This is a genomic window from Bacillus sp. FSL W7-1346 (assembly GCF_038593335.1).
In the GTDB taxonomy this organism is placed as follows: domain Bacteria; phylum Bacillota; class Bacilli; order Bacillales; family Bacillaceae; genus Bacillus; species Bacillus altitudinis.
In genome coordinates this window covers 1,983,724-2,001,380 of sequence record NZ_CP151988.1, presented here as the reverse complement: position 1 = coordinate 2,001,380, position 17,657 = coordinate 1,983,724, and the positions used below count along the sequence as shown (strand labels likewise).

Genomic DNA, 17,657 nt, shown 5'->3' with positions numbered 1-17,657 from the left:
CACTTTCATTAATGATAAACATTCTCAATCATGAAGGATGGACGGTGATCACATGACAATGATTTTCTTACTCGGTACGGTCTGTGTATACAGCTTATTGATTGGCTTCGTATTAAAAGGTGTTTCAAAAAAATCTGCTTCCTGATTGCAGTCCATTGCGACTGATCGGGCAGCAGATTTTTTTATTTCCTCAGATCAGAAGAAAAATCTCTTTATTTTGTGTAAAATGGTACACATACATAACTGACTTTTCTAAAAACAAAGGGGTTTATCGTCATGAAAGACTTGTCTATTCGAGATTCGCTCGTTCAAACTACAGGTGCTTTATATCAAAGCCTTCTGAAAAGGGATGATCACGAGCGCGCAGCCAAACTTGCATCTATTATGAAAAAGGAAGCTGAAGAAGAAGTATATATCGCATTTACCGGCCACTATTCTGCTGGTAAGTCATCACTAGTGAATCATCTTCTTCATGATCACATCCTGCCCACAAGCCCAATTCCAACGAGTGCAAACTTGGTTGTTGTCAGGAAAGGGGTCAGTGAAGTTCAGCTCCATACGTCTGATGGACGCTTTGCAAAAATGAGCGGTTCTTATGATAAAGAAGCGGTGCAGCGTTTTTGTAAAGATGGGGAACAAATTGAGATGGTGGAAATTAGCGGTGATTATAGTGGACTTGAAGAAAAAGTGGCACTCATTGATACGCCGGGAATTGATTCAACGGATCATGCGCACTTTTTATCCGCTGCTTCGATTCTTCATCAAGCGGATGCTCTTTTTTATGTCGTTCATTATAACCATGTCCATTCTGAAGAAAACATTCGCTTCATTCGCTCGATTAAAGAGAAAGTGCCTAATCTTTATTTCATCGTCAATCAAGTGGATCGGCATGATGAACAAGAGACAACTTTTGAAAACTACAAAAAACAAGTCGTTGAGATGCTTTTAAAAGAAGGCATTGAAGAAGAACATCTATATTTTACTTCTGTGACGGATGAGGCACACCCAAAAAACGAAATGATCCGTTTAGTGAAGAAGCTACAAGAATTACAAACCATGCCTAAAGCATCACTTCGAGCCTATACAGAGCAGAAAATCGAACATGTTTTAAAAGAACATATAGACTCGTTAAAAGAAGAACTGCATGAAGAGGACCTTGATAAGCACCTTCAAGAAAAAAGGAATGAAGTGAAAGAACTAGAAGAGAAACGCCGATTTATTGAAAATGGTGCAAAGCAGGTAGAAGATGAAGTGTCTTCTGAAGTAGAGAACATCTTAAAAAATGCAAACCTCACGCCATTTAAGATGCGAGAGCTTGCAAGTGACTATATCGAATCAAAAGCACCTGGCTTTAAAGTGGGTTTACTTTTTGCCAAAAATAAAACCGAGCAGGAAAAGGAAAAAAGGGCAAGTGATTTCTTAGCAGATGTAAAAAAGAGAATGAAAGCGGAAGTTGACTGGCACATTGCCGAGCTCTTCAAAAAAGAAATAAAACAGCATCAGCTTGGGGAAGCGTTATTAGACAAAGCCATGGCATTTGAGACACCTATTGAAGAATCCCTGCTTGAAAAGGTCATTCACCAAGGGGCAACTTTTTCTAACGAATACGTTCTTCAATATGCAAAAGATGCTGGTGAAGCATTGAAAAGACAGGCAAAACAGCAAGCGCTTCAATTGATTGAACAGATGATTGAGACCTTGAAAGACCAGCTCAAGAATGAACAAGAGAAGCAAGAGGAAAAATGGAAACAAGCGAAACAAGATCTTCAGAGGCTTGAGGGGTACAACGAAAAAAATGAAAAAATAAGACTAGATATTCAGCATTTATGGGATATTTGGCAAAACGGAACGGATGAGCATATCCCAGGCGACTGGTTTTATGCGAAAAAGCAATGGATGCAGCACGACCAGCTGGAGAAGAATCGCGCATCAATTCATGTTGAAGAGAGCGATCAAGCTACTGAACGGACAGAGCGCGATCAATACCGCCAATCGCAGCATTTAACAACAGCACAATCGATTGCACAATTTAAAGAGCTTTCCCGCATTTTATCGCCTTTAGATATTCTAAAGTCTCAAAGAGATTCCTTTGAAAAACGAACAGAACGGCTGCAGGCAAAAGAATTTACACTCGCTTTATTTGGCGCTTTTAGTTCTGGAAAATCTTCTTTTGCCAATGCGCTTGTTGGACGGAAGGTGTTACCATCATCTCCTACGCCAACAACTGCAACAATTAACAAACTGACACGACCTACGGAAGATCATCCTCATGAAAGTGTCAAAGTGGTGTTTAAAACCAAGCAGGACATTCTAGAGGAACTCGATCAGATTCTTGGATTTTCGATCACAACAGAAAAAGGAGATTCGTTTAAGGCAAAGCTGGAAAGAGTACTGAAAAAACGGCAGCTCGAACAGGATCACCGAATCATTGTAGAACATTTTCTACAAGCCTATGCCAAGTTTCATGATGACATTGACAACCAAACCAATTTACATGTCACACTTCAAGAATTAAAGCCTTATGTAGCGGAAGAATCTGTTTCTTGTGTGGTGAAGGAAGTGACGGTGTATTTAAGTACACCTTTGACAGATAAAGGACTGACGATTGTCGATACACCAGGTGCAAGCAGTATGAATAAGCGTCATACAGAAATCGCCTTCCAGTATATGAAGGATGCAGACGCCCTTCTTTATTTAACGTATTATCAGCACTCTTTCTCAAAAGCTGATCGCTCATTTTTACGGAAGCTTGGACTCGTAAAAGATTCCTTTAGCATGGATAAAATGTTCTTTATCATCAATGCAGCTGATTTGGCTAAGGATCAAGCAGAGCTTGAAACCGTATTTGACTATGTACGAAGCGAGCTCACAAAAGAAGGCATCCGCAATCCAAACCTGCATCATGTGTCTAGTAAGGAAGAGATCGAAGGGAAAGAGCCGACATCTTATAATCAATATGCAACACTGAGAAAACAGCTCGACTATTTTATTGAGGAAGAATTAACGAAAGATGCCATTGAACTTTTGCATTTTGAAGCTAATACATTATGTACAACGGTCGATAGACTACGTGCGACCTTGCATCAATCAGAAGATGAGAAAGAAGCTGAAAAGAAAAACATCAAGACATCCTATGAAGCCATTCTCGAAAAAATGCAAGACGTGAAACGGTCTAAGCTTGTGACCGAAAGCGTAAAAAAAGACGTGCATGAACAGCTCTATCATATTGTACAGCGGCTTTCATTATTTGCGAATGATCTATTAAAGTCGGCTTTTTATCCTGGCATATCTCAAGGGAATTTTGGTCAGCAGTTAAAAATGGCACTTGAGAAAGCGTTAAAGGAGTATGAATTTGAATTTGTGCAGGAGCTCAAGGCACTTGATATCCGAATGGAATCGTTTATCCACCATTATTTCCAAGAGGAGTGGGAAAAAGGGATGCAGGCTGCATGTGCGGAAGATCCTTACTTTTCTCTCAGCCTGTCAGCCCCTGAGGAGAAAAATGCTGAGCTAAAACAAATTGAAGTCGAAGCAGAGATTGCACCATTTGAGCCGCTTTTAAAGAAACAAAAATCAGCGAAAGCCTTTTTTGAACAAAATGAAAAGGCTACGTTTATTGAAGCCATTCGAGATGTTCTACATCAAATGACAACACGTTGGGCAGATAACGAAAAAGAAGAGTTGCTGAGCAGATATGAACAGCTAGTGAAGACCTATACGGAAAGGTACGAACAAGATGCTCTCCAACAGCTCAATGAGCAAAAACAGACATTTATGACGAGCCTTACAACAGATGCTGAAAAACAGGCGATCATTGAACAAGTTTATGAACAAACAAATGAATGGAAGAACCAGTTGAAAACGATATGATTCATGATAGACTATATAAAAAAGAAAGCAGTTGATAGACGATGACGAGCGTACACGAAGAAATTTCTGCACATTCACAGAAACAACATGCCCACATCCAATCTTTTCTTGCACTTGAACAAAAAAGAGAGCAGGCGATTGAATCGGCTGTGAAAAAATGTGAACACAATGAACCATTTTCAACAGATGAGATCAACGCCATTACGTCTAAAATGAATGAGCTTGCCCGAGGCGGAATTGTTCCGCTGCGTAAACACGTGACGATTGAGATGGTGGAGGAATACACCCAGCGTAAACAGAAGTAAAGAGTAATTTTCTCATTTTTGGTCATCTTAACAAATGAACCAGAAAGGGGAATGATCATGGCAAAAAAGCAAAACGTAAAGCAGCAGGAGGAGCGCATGCCGAAGGAAAAAGACATGCCATCCTACGCAGAAGCGGAAACGAAAAAAATGCAATATGGTAAAAAGTAATCGGGCTGCCTCTTCTTTATCAAAAGAAGAAGGCGCCTTTTTTATGTTCGTCTCGATGTTCTATGATAGAATAGGAGTATTGTTTATAAAAAGGGAGTTTAGATGAATGAATAAACACGTATTACTTGTAGATGGAATGGCACTTCTTTTTAGGTCGTTTTATGCGACGGCTGTCCATCGCAATTTTATGATAAATGATCGTGGTGTGCCGACAAATGGAGTGAATGGTTATTTGAAGCATTTGTTAACAGCTGTCCAAACATTTGAGCCGACTCATATCGTATGCTGCTGGGATATGGGGAGCCAGACATACCGGAACGAATTGTTTCAAGATTATAAAGCCAATCGAGGCGAGGCGCCTGTTGAGCTTATCCCGCAGTTTGATTTAGCAAAAGAGGCGACAGCAGAACTTGGGATCATGAACATTGGTGTGAAAGGTTTTGAAGCAGATGATTGTATTGGAACGCTTGCATCTATCTATCAAAACGAAGCACATGTGACCGTCTTAACAGGAGATAAAGATTTGCTGCAGATCTTGAATGAACAAGTGACCGTGGCTTTAATGCAAAAAGGCATCGGGAATTATAAGCATTATACAAAAGCCCTTTTTGAAGAGGAAATGGGTATATCTCCAAAGGCACTGATTGATATGAAAGCGCTGATGGGTGATACTAGCGATAATTACCCTGGTGTAAAAGGAATCGGCGAAAAAACAGCATTGAAATTTATTCAAACGTATGAAACGATTGATCGACTGTTAGAAAATGTTCATGCATTAACGGCAGCTCAGCAAAAGAAAATGCAAGCAGGATTAGAAGATCTGAAGCTATCTCGTATACTGGCAGAAATTAAATGTGATGTACCACTCAGCTGTCCGATTGACGAAACAAAAATAAAAATGGACCCAGAGCGGGCAGCGGCAATGCTTCGCTTGCATCAAATCAAAGGGATCGAACCAATGGTTAACCGCTTAAGTCAATTAGGAATCAGTTAAGGTTAGAAAAAAAGAAAGGACTAAAATCAAGTTCATTTTAGCCCTTTGTGTTGCTTTTTTTCGCCTTATTTTCTAATTGCGATATTGGCTGTTTATCTTTTGTTTGCGCATCACCTTGAGGAGTCGTTCCGTTTGTGACACGGCCTCTGTTCTCTTTATCCAATTCGTATCACCTCACCCATTAGCATAACCAAAAGAAAAGCGATTCATCCTTTTGAAAGGTGAATCGCTTTTCTAGCGAGCTGATCAGCCACTTGATTTTCCTTGCTCGGAATCCACTTAATGAAAAATAAATCAAATTCGCTTTGAAGCTGCAGCATTTCTTCGATGAAATGACGAAAAGATGGATTTTTAGCAAATCCTGCATTGGCTGCACGATCCACTACTTGTGAATCTGTGCGGAAAGAAACGGTCCGGAATCCTTTTTCTACGCATATTTTCATGCCTTCAATGAGCGCAGAAAACTCTGCTTCATGATTGCTCATGATGCCAAGAGGAATGGAGAAAGACTCAGCTTTTCCGTCATATTTCAAGAAAATGCCGATGCCAGATGGACCTGGGTTTCCGGCACTAGCACCGTCAATATATATTTCAGCTGGCAATTTATTTCCCCCTTTCATCAATCGGAACCATTTTTTTCGCCGCATAGGCATAAGGTGTGCCAATGGCAGCGACGATAAATTTAATCACATAAGTCGTGATGAAAATTTCGATCCATATATGGAATGGGTAGGTCCCAAGAAAGGCAATAGTTGTGAAAACGAGTGTATCAAGCAGCTGGCTAATCATTGTACTCCCCGCATTTCGCAGCCAGAGCGCACCATCTGAAGGAAATATCCGGCGAATAAACGAATATACATAAACATCTAACATTTGACTGATGATATAAGCAGCAAGGCTACCAAGAGCGACCCTTGGCATAAAGCCAAATATCGTTTCTAATGATGATTGGGAAATGTCAGATGGAGCGGGATGGAAAAGCAAAGCCTCCTGCATGACAACAGTTAATGTTAAAAGGGTGGCAAAGCCAATCCAGACAGCTTTTTTCGCTTCGGTTTGTCCATATTTTTCATTGAGGACGTCCGTTGCAAAGAACACACTGCCGTATAAAATGTTGCCAAGTGTTGCCGTTAAGCCAAATAATTCAACGGTTTTGACCACTTGTAAATTGGCAGCAACTGTTGCAAAACCAATCCAGACAAAAAGCCCCATCTTGCCAAATCCTTTATAAAATAGAAGAACAATGATAAAATTAATGATCGCAAATAAGATCCAAATACCTTCATTAAACAAGTGACATGAACTTCCTTTCTAAATGTAAAATGTAACTTTTTGATTATAGCATAACGAACGTTTACCTTAAAAGTATGGGAAGGCGATGTGATCAATGAAACTAAGAGCGCACTATACAATGAAAGTGAAATCGATTGGGTCCATTGCTTTTTTCCAAGAAGATTGGATGGAGCTCAAAGAGGCCTTGCTTTTAGCAAAACATATAGACAAAAAAGAACCGCAGTCACTTTTATCTTTTGAAGATGAAAAGGGTGCGATGTGGTCGACGAAAGAACTTGAAAAGCTAAACGAAGAACTTAGGCTTGAACCCGATCAGCTTCAGGTCTATTTTGATGCGAGTTTTCGCAAAGAAACAGGTGATGCTGGGCTTGGAATTGTCGTGTATTATCAGCTCGGACAGGATGCATACCGGTTAAGGAAGAATCAGCCTTTTCAGAGCACCACGAACAATGAGGCGGAGTATGCGGCTTTATTTGAAGCGGTAAAAGCTTTAAAAGAACTGGGAGCCAGCAGAAACTCTGTTACGATTAGAGGAGATTCTCTTGTTGTAATGAATCAGCTCAAAGGGGAATGGCCTTGTTATGATGATATACATAACAAATGGCTCGACCGAATTGAGGCTGCGATCAAAGAGCTGAAGCTCACGCCAACATATGAAGTCATCGATCGTAAACAAAATGCAGAAGCAGATCAGCTTGCCAGACAGATACTTGCAGACGTCCCCATCGAAAGTAAGTTGAAATTAGAAGCAGACGGAGCTGAATAAAGTGGATAAAAAAACAGCAGTAAAAGAATTAACAGATCTTCAAGACACGTATTGTTCAGATTGTTTGATTAAGAAGCACTTTCGTAAAGAATTTGGTAAAAAATACGCCCACTCCTTTTGTATACAGCAATGCACGGTAGGAGAGAAGATCAAACAATACGGGAATGAATTACTCAAAAAATAAGCGTACACTCCGGTTTTCCTCTAGATGTATCATATGCTCACGAAAAAAAACGAATAGAATGTGTAAAAAAAGAACATATTCTGAAAAATGAGCCGATATAACTATAGAAAGTTTTGGTTGAGTTACTTTTTGACTAAGTGACGGATAATAGAGGAAAAGGGGAAGGCCGGCATGGATAATAAGGATTTTGAAACGGTATTACATCGGACATTTCAAGAGGTGTACAGTGATCTAGAGCAACTGGTAGATGTAGCAAAGAAGGGAAGACCTTTTCTCGAAAAAGATATCTCTGAAATTGAACAAAGATTAAAGCAAAATATTTTAGCGATTGAAATTCAGCTGAAAATCAAATAAGAGAGGCATACGCCTCTCTTTATTTTGTCGTTTCATCATTGATTGAGTTGATTAGATTTTTGTTACGTTTGCAGCTTGAGGTCCACGATTACCTTCAACGATTTCAAAAGAAACTTCTTGTCCTTCTTCTAGAGATTTGTAACCGTCACCTTCGATAGCTGTGAAGTGAACGAATACGTCGTCTCCGCCTTCAACTTCAATGAAGCCGAAACCTTTTTCATTATTGAACCATTTTACTTTACCGTTTTGCATATTGCTTTTTCCTCCTAGTACTGTAGCACACCTTTTGGCATACTAAAAAAAATTTTTCATCACCTAACGACTTAAGAAGTTGTTAAATGATGGTTCCACTATACACCATCAAAAGTAAAGCGTCAAGCAGACAAGCCAAATTTTGAGCAGAATGTTTGATTTTTTTGTTTTTTTAGTGAATGACATTTATCTATAAAACGTCCTAATCTCATGAAACCTAACGTATAACTTGTCCGTATATAGTAAAAATACAGAAAGAGGTGCGTCATGAATCGTTACACAATTGAGGAGTTTGTTCAGAATACGCAGCAAGAAGACAAAGGGGAAGGGGTCTTTGAACTTGAAACACCAAGATTGTTAGAAATTAATTTAACGGATACCATTTGGGCAAAAACAGGCTCCATGGTTTCATATCGCGGGAAAATAAAGTTTGAACGTGAAGGTGTGTTTGAACACGGTGTGTCAAAGATGTTCAAAAAAATGTTATCAGGAGAAGGAACCTCTTTGATGAAGGCCACAGGTGATGGAAAATTATATGTAGCAGACCAAGGGAAAAAAATCTCGATTCTTCGATTGGCTCAAGGGGAGTCTATTTTCGTTAATGGAAACGACTTGCTCGCATTTGAACCGTCTGTTCGGTGGGATATTAAATTAATGAAAAAGGTGTCTGGCATGCTTGCAGGCGGATTATTTAATGTCAAACTTGAAGGACCAGGTCTTGTGGCAATCACAAGTCATTACGAACCGCTGACGCTGATTGTTCAGCCAGGTGATTCTGTTTATACAGATCCGAATGCGACGGTCGCATGGTCAGGAGATTTGCAGACTGAATTTGTGACAGATGTATCGTTCAAAACGTTTATTGGCAGGGGAAGCGGAGAGTCCATTCAAATGAAGTTTAGCGGAAGTGGCTTTGTTGTTGTTCAGCCGTTTGAAGAAGTATATACAACGAATGGAAATCAAGGTTAAAAGAAAAAAGGTGTCCGTCATTGACGGACACCTTTTTATGATGATGCTTGAGCATACGATTTGTTGCTCATGATCAGATCTGATTGTTCGACGATATCTTCTAAAATGGTTTGAGAAGATTGTTTTAAGTGTAATTTTTTGATGTTTTGTTTCATGGATTCTAACTTTTCTTCGTCTTGCAGCAAGTTGGTGACAGATTCTAAAATGTCTTCGTGTCTGTTGATGACAATGGCAGCGCCGTAATCTTCAAAGAAAAGAGCATTTTCTTTTTCTTGTCCTGGAACAGGTTTGTAAAGAATAACTGGGACACCAATTGCTGTTGCTTCTGTTAATGTAATCCCGCCCGGTTTTGTAATCATACAGTCCGTTACTCTGAACAATTCATCAATTTGTTCCACATATCCAAGCGCCTTCAATTGATTTGGGTGTGCTTGTTCAAGTTCGCTAAGCGATTGCTTCAGCGCTGCATTCTTACCGCACACAACAACAATTTGTACTTCACTGTCAAGAAGAAGTGCTTCACACAGTTCCTTCACATTTTTTAGTACACCATGGGCACCCGCCATAATGAGAAGGACTTTTTTGTCTGATGATAATCCATATTTTTTATAGATGATCGATTTAGGCACGTCTACTTCAAATTGTGGTCTAATCGGAATGCCTGTTACCTTGACATCGCTTGGATGTGTGCCGATTTCTACTAGCTTTTGTTTCACATAATCGGTTGCAACATAGTATCGGTCAATGTTTTCATGTACCCAAATTTTATGAAGACAAAAGTCTGTCATCACATTAAATGTTGGAATGACTTTACCTGTTTTGTTTCGGTATTCAGGTACAACAATCATCGGGAATGTAATGATGATGATATCCGGATTGTGTAATTGAATTAATTCATCAAGACGCTTATTTCCCATCTTTAAATAAATGTTAAATTTGCGTTTATTGTAAATTTTATCTACACCGTAATAAAACAAGCGATAAAATTGTTTCCCAATGGAGAAGCTCTTTAAATATAAATATTGAGTCACTTCGGACACAATGGGATTTGATTCTTGATACAAATTAGAAACTATCACATGTTCAAACCCTTGGGATTTGCATTCATCATACAGTGTTTTTGCAACCTGCATATGTCCATTTCCATAATTTGCGGTCAAGATTAATATTTTTTTATTGGTATTCAAGAATATTCACCTCAAATGTAATCAACAACAACAAAACTTCGTACGAAAACTATAAATCTCATAGGTCTACATATACATAAAGATAACATATAAACAGCGAGAGCATATCATTCGTTACGAAAGAATTAAACTAATTTTAAAAAACAAACAAACTAAATTGATAATGGAAGACAGAGCCATTTGTATTTTAACACATTTTAAGCATTTATCATCAGACTACAGTCTATTTTATTCCCACACATATGGTGTTTCTTGATAAACATAGTAATTAAGCCAATTCATAAACAGCAAAGTAGCATGGGCTTTCCAGCGGTTCACTGGAACTAATGTGTCTCCATCTTCTATGAAATAGTGGACGGGTTTTTTGACTGTATCATGTTTCAACAAATCTCTTTCATATTCCTGCTTCAATGTATCTGTATCGTATTCAGGATGTCCAGTTAAAAATACTTGTTTATCATCATCTGAAACAATTAAACAAACACCAGCTTCCTCAGACGTGCTCAATATTTTTAGATTCGGCGTGTTTTTTAATTGTTCTGTATTAATATCTGTATGCCTAGAATGTGGGACATAGTATACTTCATCGAAACCTCTTACTAATCTTTCTTTTTTCTCTTTGACAAGATGTTCAAAGACACCGAATTTTTTCTCTGGAAGCTTGATTTTTTCAATGCCATAATGATGATAAAGACCAGCCTGTGCCCCCCAGCATATATGGAGAGTAGACGTCACATTCGTTTTACTCCAGTCCAAAATGTCCTGCAGTTCTTTCCAATAGGAAACTTCTTCGAAAGCTAAATGCTCAATTGGTGCACCTGTAATGATCATGCCATCAAATTTTTTATGGCGAATCGAGTCAAAGGTCGTATAAAATTCATCTAGATGCTCTCTCGATGTATTCTTCGGTGTATGTGTACTTGGAATCAAAAATGTAAAATACACTTGCAAAGGAGAATTTCCGAGCATTCTCAGCAGCTGCGTTTCAGTTTGTATTTTTTTTGGCATTAAGTTTAAGATCACGATATTCAAAGGACGGATATCTTGTTTGAATGCCCTTGTCTCATCCATGACGAAAATGTTTTCGCTCTCTAGTATTTGTTTTGCCGGCAGATGAACTGGTATGTTAATAGGCAACTCGCCACCCCCTGAACCAAAGCTAATTTCACTTCATTATAGGAACTTTCTGGCGATATTTCAATGTTTCAATTATGTTACAATGAAAAATAGAGCAAAAAAGAAAGCTGTTTCTGTCAAAAAAGGAGGCCCATTAATTATGATCACAAAGCATTTATCAGATATTGACATTGCCCAAAAGGCAAAGCTGAGACCGATTCAAGACATCGCAGCAAAATTACAAATACATGACGAAGAATTAGAATGCTATGGTTTCACAAAAGCGAAAATATCTTTGACTATTTTTGACCGTTTAAAGGAACAAAAAGAAGGAAGTGTGATTCTTGTGACTTCGATCAACCCAACGCCAGCAGGTGAGGGGAAGTCCACCGTAACAGTTGGCCTCGGTCAAGCCTTCGAGAAAATTGGGAAAAAAGCGATCATTGCCATGCGTGAACCTTCACTAGGTCCCACAATGGGTATTAAAGGCGGTGCAGCTGGCGGCGGATATTCACAGGTGTTGCCTATGGAAGAAATTAATCTTCATTTCACAGGGGATTTTCATGCGATTACATCTGCACATAACGCTTTATCTGCTTTTATTGATAATCATATCCATCACGGAAATGAGCTTGGAATCGACGCACGCCGAATTGTATGGAAACGAGTGTTAGATTTAAACGATCGTGCTCTAAGACAAGTGGTCGTAGGACTTGGCGGTCAATTAAATGGGTACCCTAGAGAAGATGGATTTGATATTACGGTTGCATCCGAAATGATGGCCATCCTCTGTTTAGCAGACGACTTAAACGATCTAAAAAAACGTCTTTCTTCTATTGTTGTTGCCTACAATCAAGAAGGTGAACCGGTCACAGTTGGAAATCTAGGATATGAAGGCGTATTAACCTTGCTATTAAAAGATGCGCTGAAACCAAACCTTGTTCAAACGATTGAAGGAACTCCAGCCCTTGTTCATGGTGGTCCTTTTGCCAATATTGCACATGGATGCAATAGTTTAATTGCCACAAAAATGGCGGCAAAACTAGCAGATTACGTCGTAACAGAAGCGGGATTTGGTGCAGACCTCGGCGCGGAAAAATTTCTTCACATCAAAACAAGAGCCGGTGATTTTAAACCAGGCGCTGTTGTCATTGTAGCAACTGTCAGGGCGCTAAAAATGCATGGCGGAATGCAGAAAACAGAGCTCAAGGAAGCAAATGCACAGGCTGTATTAGAAGGTATACATAATTTAGAGAAGCATATTGAAACAGTGCAAGCCTTCGGTCTACCATACATCGTTGCAGTGAACCGTTTTATTACCGATACAAAAGAAGAAATTCAAGCAATAGAAAACTGGTGCGAAACGAATGGACATCCAGTCAAAGCCGTCAATGTATGGGAAGAAGGGGGAGCTGGCGGCGTAGCACTTGCCGAAGAGCTCACGACACTCATTGAAAAGAATGAAAACAGCTTTTCTTATTTATATGAGGAGCAAGATTCCATTGAAGAAAAGTTGTCAAAAGTCGCCAAAGTGGTTTATGGTGCAGACGGCGTCAACCTTACATCAAAAGCAAGAAAGCAGCTAGCTGCAATTGAGAAAAATGGCTGGGCCCATTTGCCGGTTTGTATGGCAAAAACGCAATATTCACTATCGGATGATCCGGCTTTAATCGGCAGACCAAAAGGCTTCACCGTTACGATTCGAGAGTTAAAACCATCTGTAGGAGCAGGTTTTATCGTTGCACTAACAGGAAGCATTCTGACCATGCCAGGTCTCCCTAAAAAACCTGCGGCACTTGAGATGGATTTATTAGAAGACGGCAGTGTGACTGGACTCTTTTAGCAGAAAGCATAAAAAGCGATTTTCTAAAAGAAGCATGTTACGATAGGAAAAAGTGAATCCTAGGAGGCTATGAGATGTCAATTTATGATATTCAGGTCAAGACCATTAACGGTCAGGAAAAATCAATGGCAGATTACAAAGGGAAAGTACTGATCATCGTGAACACAGCGAGCAAATGTGGACTGACCCCTCAATTTAAACAATTACAAGAGTTATACGATCAATATCATGAAAAGGGCCTTGAAATTTTAGGATTTCCGTGCAATCAATTTATGAATCAAGAGCCAGAAGGGGAAGAAGCAATTCAAGAATTCTGTTCGTTAAACTATGGTGTGACCTTCCCGATGTTTGCAAAAGTAGATGTCAATGGTGACAATGCGCATCCGCTTTTCAAATACTTAACGAGTCATGCGAAAGGTGTGCTTGGTACAAAAACGGTGAAATGGAATTTTACAAAATTTATCGTTGACCAAAACGGAGAAGTGACTGAACGATTTTCTCCTAAAACACCACCGAAAGAATTAGAAAGCTCCATTATCGCTCTTTTGGAGAAATAAGCATGAATTTGAGTAAGCAGCAAGAACAATTGGAGGCAGCTGCCTCCTTTGTTTCAAAACAGCTAAAGAATGAACCGACTGGACACGATGAAGCTCATATCAATCGTGTGCGCCAGCTTGCCGTCCATATTGCACAACAGGAGGGCGGGTCGCTTTTTGTCATTGAAATGGCAGCGATTATCCATGATGTCATTGATGACAAGCTGTCTAGTGAATGGAAGCTTTCACCGCATGATCTCAAGCAGCAGCTCCTTTTGTGGGAAGTGGACACGCAAGATATTCGCTATATCATGGATATTATTACAACGATGTCTTTTCGTCACCGGCATATGCAGCATAAGCCAGTGACATTAGAAGGGGCCATTGTTCAAGATGCAGATCGGCTAGATGCGATAGGTGCAACTGGGATTGCAAGGGTGTTTACATATGCAGGTGCAAAAGGGGAGCCTCACTATACAGAGGGTGCTCACCAAGGCACAGTACTTTTGCATATGCAAGAAAAGCTGCTTCAATTAAAAAACTTGATGAACACACGTGCTGGAAAGCAGCTGGCTCATGAGCGGCATGAGTTTATGTGTCTATTTATTAAGACATGGAAAGAAGAATGCGGCCTTACAGATGAGTAGGGTCTTTATGTGTGTAAGGAGGATGTATAGATGAAAATAACTGCCATAGAACCAACGCCAAGCCCGAATACAATGAAAGTCATTTTGACAGAAGCGCTTGCAGGCGGTAAAAGCAATAACTACAAAAAAGATCAAAAAGACGAAGCGCCAGAGATGATCAAGCGCATTTTAACCATTGAAGGTGTAAAAGGTGTTTACCATGTAGCCGATTTCTTAGCGGTTGAGCGTAATGCGAAATTTGACTGGCAAGGTATTTTACAGCAAGTCAGAGAAGCCTTTGGACAAGAAACAGAAGGTCTTCAGGGAGAATCGCAGTCAGGTGATGACACATTTGGAGAAGTCAAAGTGTTTGTTCAAATGTTTAATGGGATTCCGATGCAGGTGAAGCTGACAGACGGTGAAAGAGAAGAACGATTTGGAATGCCTGAACGTTTCCAGGCAGCGATTTTAAAGCTAAGAAGCAGTTCAGATAATGTTGTATTTGAACGTGTGTGGAAAGAACATGGCGTACGTTTTGGAGAATTTGCTGATATCGGTCAAGAAGTCACAGAAGAGCTGCAAGCTGCATATGACGACGAGCGTTTATCCCGTTTAACAGAGGCAGTGAAGGAAGGTCAAGAGGCTGTAGATAAACAAGTGAACCGAAAAGCATATGATGTGACAGAAGAGATGCTGCGTGATGAAGATTGGAAGAAACGTTTTGCTCATTTAGAGCAAATGCAGCCAGAGAAAAAAGATATACCTGTTTTAATGAAAGCGATGGAGGACCCAAAAACATCGATTCGCAGACAAGCTGTTGTGAATGCTGGCATGATTGAAGATCCAGACATTTTGCCTATTTTGTATAAAGGGCTTGAAGATAAAACAGTGACGGTTAGAAGAACTGCTGGAGATTGTATTTCAGATCTTGGTGATCCTAGTGCGATTGAAGCGATGATCCAAGCCTTAAAGGACCCAAGTAAGCTTGTCCGCTGGCGTGCGGCCATGTTCCTTTATGAAGAAGGTGACGAAACAGCACTCGAAGCTTTAAAAGAAGCGGAGCAGGACCCTGAATTTGAAGTCAGTCTTCAAGTGAAAATGGCCATCGAACGAATTGAGCACGGAGAAGAAGCAAAAGGCTCTGTGTGGAAGCAAATGACAGAAAGTAGAAAAAATGCATCAGAATCATAAGACGATGAGACAGCTGCCAATAAAAGGCAGCTTGTTTTCTGAAAAGGGCTTTTTTATTGGCAGAAAAATTTTTTTAGAAAAATTATTTTGAATATTGTTGAAATATGAGAAAAAACTCTATATAGTAGTACCAATATAGAATATTGGAGGTCAGATTTTATGACACAATCCTTGCTGAGCACTTGCTTCAGCAGAGAAATCAGTCACTATCTATTATAGGTGGCTAAATAAACAGAAAATTTGTAAAATAAAATCAACTCAAAATCATACAGTCAACAAGACTAGTAGTATAGGAGGCTTTTTAAACAGATGGCAGAACTTCGCAGTAATATGATTAAACAAGGAATTGACAGAGCACCTCACCGAAGCTTACTAAGAGCAGCTGGGGTAAAAGATGAGGATTTTGGCAAGCCGTTTATTGCCGTATGTAATTCCTATATTGATATTGTCCCAGGGCATGTCCATCTTCAGGAATTCGGAAAAATTGTGAAAGAAGCCATTCGTGAAGCTGGCGGTGTTCCATTTGAATTCAATACAATCGGGGTAGATGATGGTATTGCGATGGGGCATATTGGGATGAGATATTCATTGCCAAGCCGTGAAATCATTGCTGATTCAGTAGAGACCGTGGTGTCTGCACACTGGTTTGATGGCATGGTTTGTATTCCAAACTGTGATAAAATCACGCCAGGTATGATGATGGCTGCCATGCGTGTGAATATCCCAACTGTATTTGTCAGTGGTGGACCGATGGAAGCTGGGAGAACAAGTGACGGCAGAAAAATTTCGCTTTCTTCTGTCTTTGAAGGCGTAGGCGCATACCAATCAGGGAAAATTAATGAAGAGGAATTAAACGAATTAGAGCAGTTTGGCTGTCCAACATGCGGATCTTGCTCTGGTATGTTTACAGCAAACTCAATGAACTGTCTAGCAGAGGCGCTTGGGATTGCTCTTCCTGGAAATGGAACCATTTTGGCGACTTCACCAGAACGAAGAGAATTTGCGAAGAAGTCAGCAAAACAATTGATGGAGCTAATCAAAAAAGACATTAAACCACGTGATATTGTCACGGAAAAAGCGATTGATAACGCATTTGCTTTAGATATGGCACTTGGTGGTTCAACCAATACAGTTCTTCATACATTGGCGATTGCAAACGAAGCAGGCGTTGAATATTCACTTGAGCGTATCAATGAAGTCGCAGAACGAGTGCCGCATTTATCTAAACTTGCTCCAGCTTCAGATGTATATATTGAAGATTTACATGAAGCTGGCGGAGTGACCGCTGCACTAAATGAATTGTCCAAAAAAGAGGGGGCTCTTCATTTAGATACCATGACCGTCACAGCGAAAACGTTAGGCGAGAACATTGCAGGTCATGAGGTAAAAGATTATAACGTCATTTATCCAATTGACAAGCCATTTACTGAAAAGGGCGGCTTAGCCGTTTTATTTGGAAACCTTGCGCCAGATGGAGCAATCATTAAAACAGGCGGTGTACAAGACGGCATCACACGTCATGAAGGACCTGCGATCGTATTTGAATCCCAAGAGGAAGCACTTGAAGGAATCATTAATCGAAAAGTAGAAGCAGGACATGTTGTCATTATTCGTTATGAAGGACCTAAAGGCGGTCCAGGTATGCCTGAAATGCTAGCACCAACTTCACAAATTGTTGGAATGGGACTTGGTCCAAAGGTTGCTTTAATTACAGACGGACGATTCTCCGGTGCTTCTCGCGGATTGTCTATTGGACACGTCTCTCCAGAGGCAGCAGAAGGCGGCCCGCTTGCCTTTGTTGAAAATGGTGATCATGTCGTTGTTGATATCGAAAAACGCATTTTAAGCGTAGATGTCCCGGAAGAAGAATGGGAAAAAAGAAAAGCAAACTGGAAAGGCTTTGAGCCAAAAGTAAAAACAGGTTACCTTGCCAGATACTCAAAACTTGTGACATCAGCCAATACAGGCGGAATCATGAAAATTTAATGTGAAATTGATCATTT

At 40.0% G+C, this 17,657-nt stretch carries 19 protein-coding genes; 13 read left to right on the top strand and 6 right to left on the bottom strand.

What is annotated here, in order from left to right; genetic code table 11:
- Nucleotides 1-37: 37 nt before the first annotated feature.
- The 4 genes from fbpC (at nt 38) to NST09_RS10170 (ending at nt 5,337) form a co-directional block, all read left to right on the top strand.
- On the top strand, nt 38-145 hold the full coding sequence (fbpC, locus tag NST09_RS10185) for a Fur-regulated basic protein FbpC (RefSeq protein ID WP_306172627.1): 108 nt from the start codon (nt 38-40) through the stop codon (nt 143-145).
- A gap of 131 nt (nt 146-276) precedes the next feature.
- Nucleotides 277-3,870, top strand: a complete 3,594-nt coding sequence (locus tag NST09_RS10180) for a dynamin family protein (RefSeq protein ID WP_342492990.1) — start codon at nt 277-279, stop codon at nt 3,868-3,870.
- 41 nt (nt 3,871-3,911) lie between these two features.
- A complete protein-coding gene (locus NST09_RS10175; RefSeq protein ID WP_008346351.1) occupies nt 3,912-4,175 on the top strand; it encodes a YpbS family protein in 264 nt (87 codons plus the stop codon).
- A gap of 274 nt (nt 4,176-4,449) precedes the next feature.
- Nucleotides 4,450-5,337 carry a 5'-3' exonuclease gene (locus NST09_RS10170; protein ID WP_342492989.1) on the top strand — a complete coding sequence of 296 codons (888 nt, stop codon included), beginning with the start codon at nt 4,450-4,452 and terminating at the stop codon, nt 5,335-5,337.
- A 37-nt stretch (nt 5,338-5,374) separates the two neighbouring features.
- Here the strand turns inward: NST09_RS10170 and NST09_RS10165 are convergent, their stop codons facing one another.
- From NST09_RS10165 to NST09_RS10155, 3 genes are read right to left on the bottom strand one after another with little or no spacing between them, the layout of a single operon-like run.
- Nucleotides 5,375-5,500, bottom strand: coding sequence for a hypothetical protein (locus tag NST09_RS10165; protein ID WP_008346357.1), 126 nt, complete (start codon nt 5,498-5,500; stop codon nt 5,375-5,377).
- A 43-nt stretch (nt 5,501-5,543) separates the two neighbouring features.
- Nucleotides 5,544-5,939: a reverse transcriptase-like protein gene (locus tag NST09_RS10160; protein ID WP_217815878.1), complete on the bottom strand. Its 396-nt coding sequence runs from the start codon at nt 5,937-5,939 to the stop codon at nt 5,544-5,546.
- A gap of 1 nt (nt 5,940) precedes the next feature.
- Nucleotides 5,941-6,630, bottom strand: coding sequence for a queuosine precursor transporter (locus tag NST09_RS10155; protein WP_007500834.1), 690 nt, complete (start codon nt 6,628-6,630; stop codon nt 5,941-5,943).
- Nucleotides 6,631-6,724: 94 nt separating this feature from the next.
- On the opposite strand from NST09_RS10155, the gene NST09_RS10150 reads away from it, so the two are divergent.
- From NST09_RS10150 to NST09_RS10140, 3 genes are all read left to right on the top strand, one after another.
- Entirely contained in the window at nt 6,725-7,396 is a 672-nt protein-coding gene (locus NST09_RS10150) for a ribonuclease H family protein (RefSeq protein ID WP_007500833.1), read from the top strand.
- Nucleotide 7,397: 1 nt separating this feature from the next.
- A complete protein-coding gene (locus NST09_RS10145) occupies nt 7,398-7,580 on the top strand; it encodes a zinc-finger domain-containing protein (protein WP_008346366.1) in 183 nt (60 codons plus the stop codon).
- Between the two features lie 171 nt (nt 7,581-7,751).
- Complete coding sequence (locus NST09_RS10140) at nt 7,752-7,934, top strand: hypothetical protein (protein ID WP_008346368.1); 183 nt, start codon at nt 7,752-7,754, stop codon at nt 7,932-7,934.
- Nucleotides 7,935-7,985: 51 nt separating this feature from the next.
- Here NST09_RS10140 and cspD read toward each other — a convergent pair whose 3' ends face one another.
- Nucleotides 7,986-8,186, bottom strand: a complete 201-nt coding sequence (gene cspD, locus NST09_RS10135; RefSeq protein ID WP_003215784.1) for a cold-shock protein CspD — start codon at nt 8,184-8,186, stop codon at nt 7,986-7,988.
- 267 nt (nt 8,187-8,453) lie between these two features.
- On the opposite strand from cspD, the gene NST09_RS10130 reads away from it, so the two are divergent.
- The gene (locus NST09_RS10130) at nt 8,454-9,155 is read left to right on the top strand and encodes an AIM24 family protein (RefSeq protein ID WP_007500832.1); all 702 of its coding nucleotides are present in this window, start codon (nt 8,454-8,456) and stop codon (nt 9,153-9,155) included.
- Between the two features lie 35 nt (nt 9,156-9,190).
- Here the strand turns inward: NST09_RS10130 and NST09_RS10125 are convergent, their stop codons facing one another.
- Together NST09_RS10125 and metA are read right to left on the bottom strand one after the other, a co-directional pair.
- A complete protein-coding gene (locus NST09_RS10125; RefSeq protein WP_342492988.1) occupies nt 9,191-10,342 on the bottom strand; it encodes a diglucosyl diacylglycerol synthase in 1,152 nt (383 codons plus the stop codon).
- 228 nt (nt 10,343-10,570) lie between these two features.
- The gene (gene metA / locus NST09_RS10120; RefSeq protein ID WP_079919897.1) at nt 10,571-11,479 is read right to left on the bottom strand and encodes a homoserine O-succinyltransferase; all 909 of its coding nucleotides are present in this window, start codon (nt 11,477-11,479) and stop codon (nt 10,571-10,573) included.
- A 139-nt stretch (nt 11,480-11,618) separates the two neighbouring features.
- Between metA and NST09_RS10115 the strand changes: the two genes are divergently transcribed.
- The 5 genes from NST09_RS10115 to ilvD all read left to right on the top strand — a co-directional run bounded on the left by NST09_RS10115 (nt 11,619) and on the right by ilvD (nt 17,640).
- A complete protein-coding gene (locus NST09_RS10115; protein WP_202734382.1) occupies nt 11,619-13,301 on the top strand; it encodes a formate--tetrahydrofolate ligase in 1,683 nt (560 codons plus the stop codon).
- A 74-nt stretch (nt 13,302-13,375) separates the two neighbouring features.
- Nucleotides 13,376-13,858, top strand: a complete 483-nt coding sequence (locus tag NST09_RS10110) for a glutathione peroxidase (protein ID WP_007500827.1) — start codon at nt 13,376-13,378, stop codon at nt 13,856-13,858.
- 2 nt (nt 13,859-13,860) lie between these two features.
- A complete protein-coding gene (locus NST09_RS10105; RefSeq protein WP_025207517.1) occupies nt 13,861-14,484 on the top strand; it encodes an HD domain-containing protein in 624 nt (207 codons plus the stop codon).
- Between the two features lie 30 nt (nt 14,485-14,514).
- Nucleotides 14,515-15,654 (top strand): conserved virulence factor C family protein, encoded by a 1,140-nt coding sequence (locus NST09_RS10100; protein WP_025207516.1) that lies wholly within the window; start codon nt 14,515-14,517, stop codon nt 15,652-15,654.
- 309 nt (nt 15,655-15,963) lie between these two features.
- Nucleotides 15,964-17,640, top strand: a complete 1,677-nt coding sequence (gene ilvD, locus NST09_RS10095; RefSeq protein WP_007500822.1) for a dihydroxy-acid dehydratase — start codon at nt 15,964-15,966, stop codon at nt 17,638-17,640.
- Nucleotides 17,641-17,657: the final 17 nt, after the last annotated feature.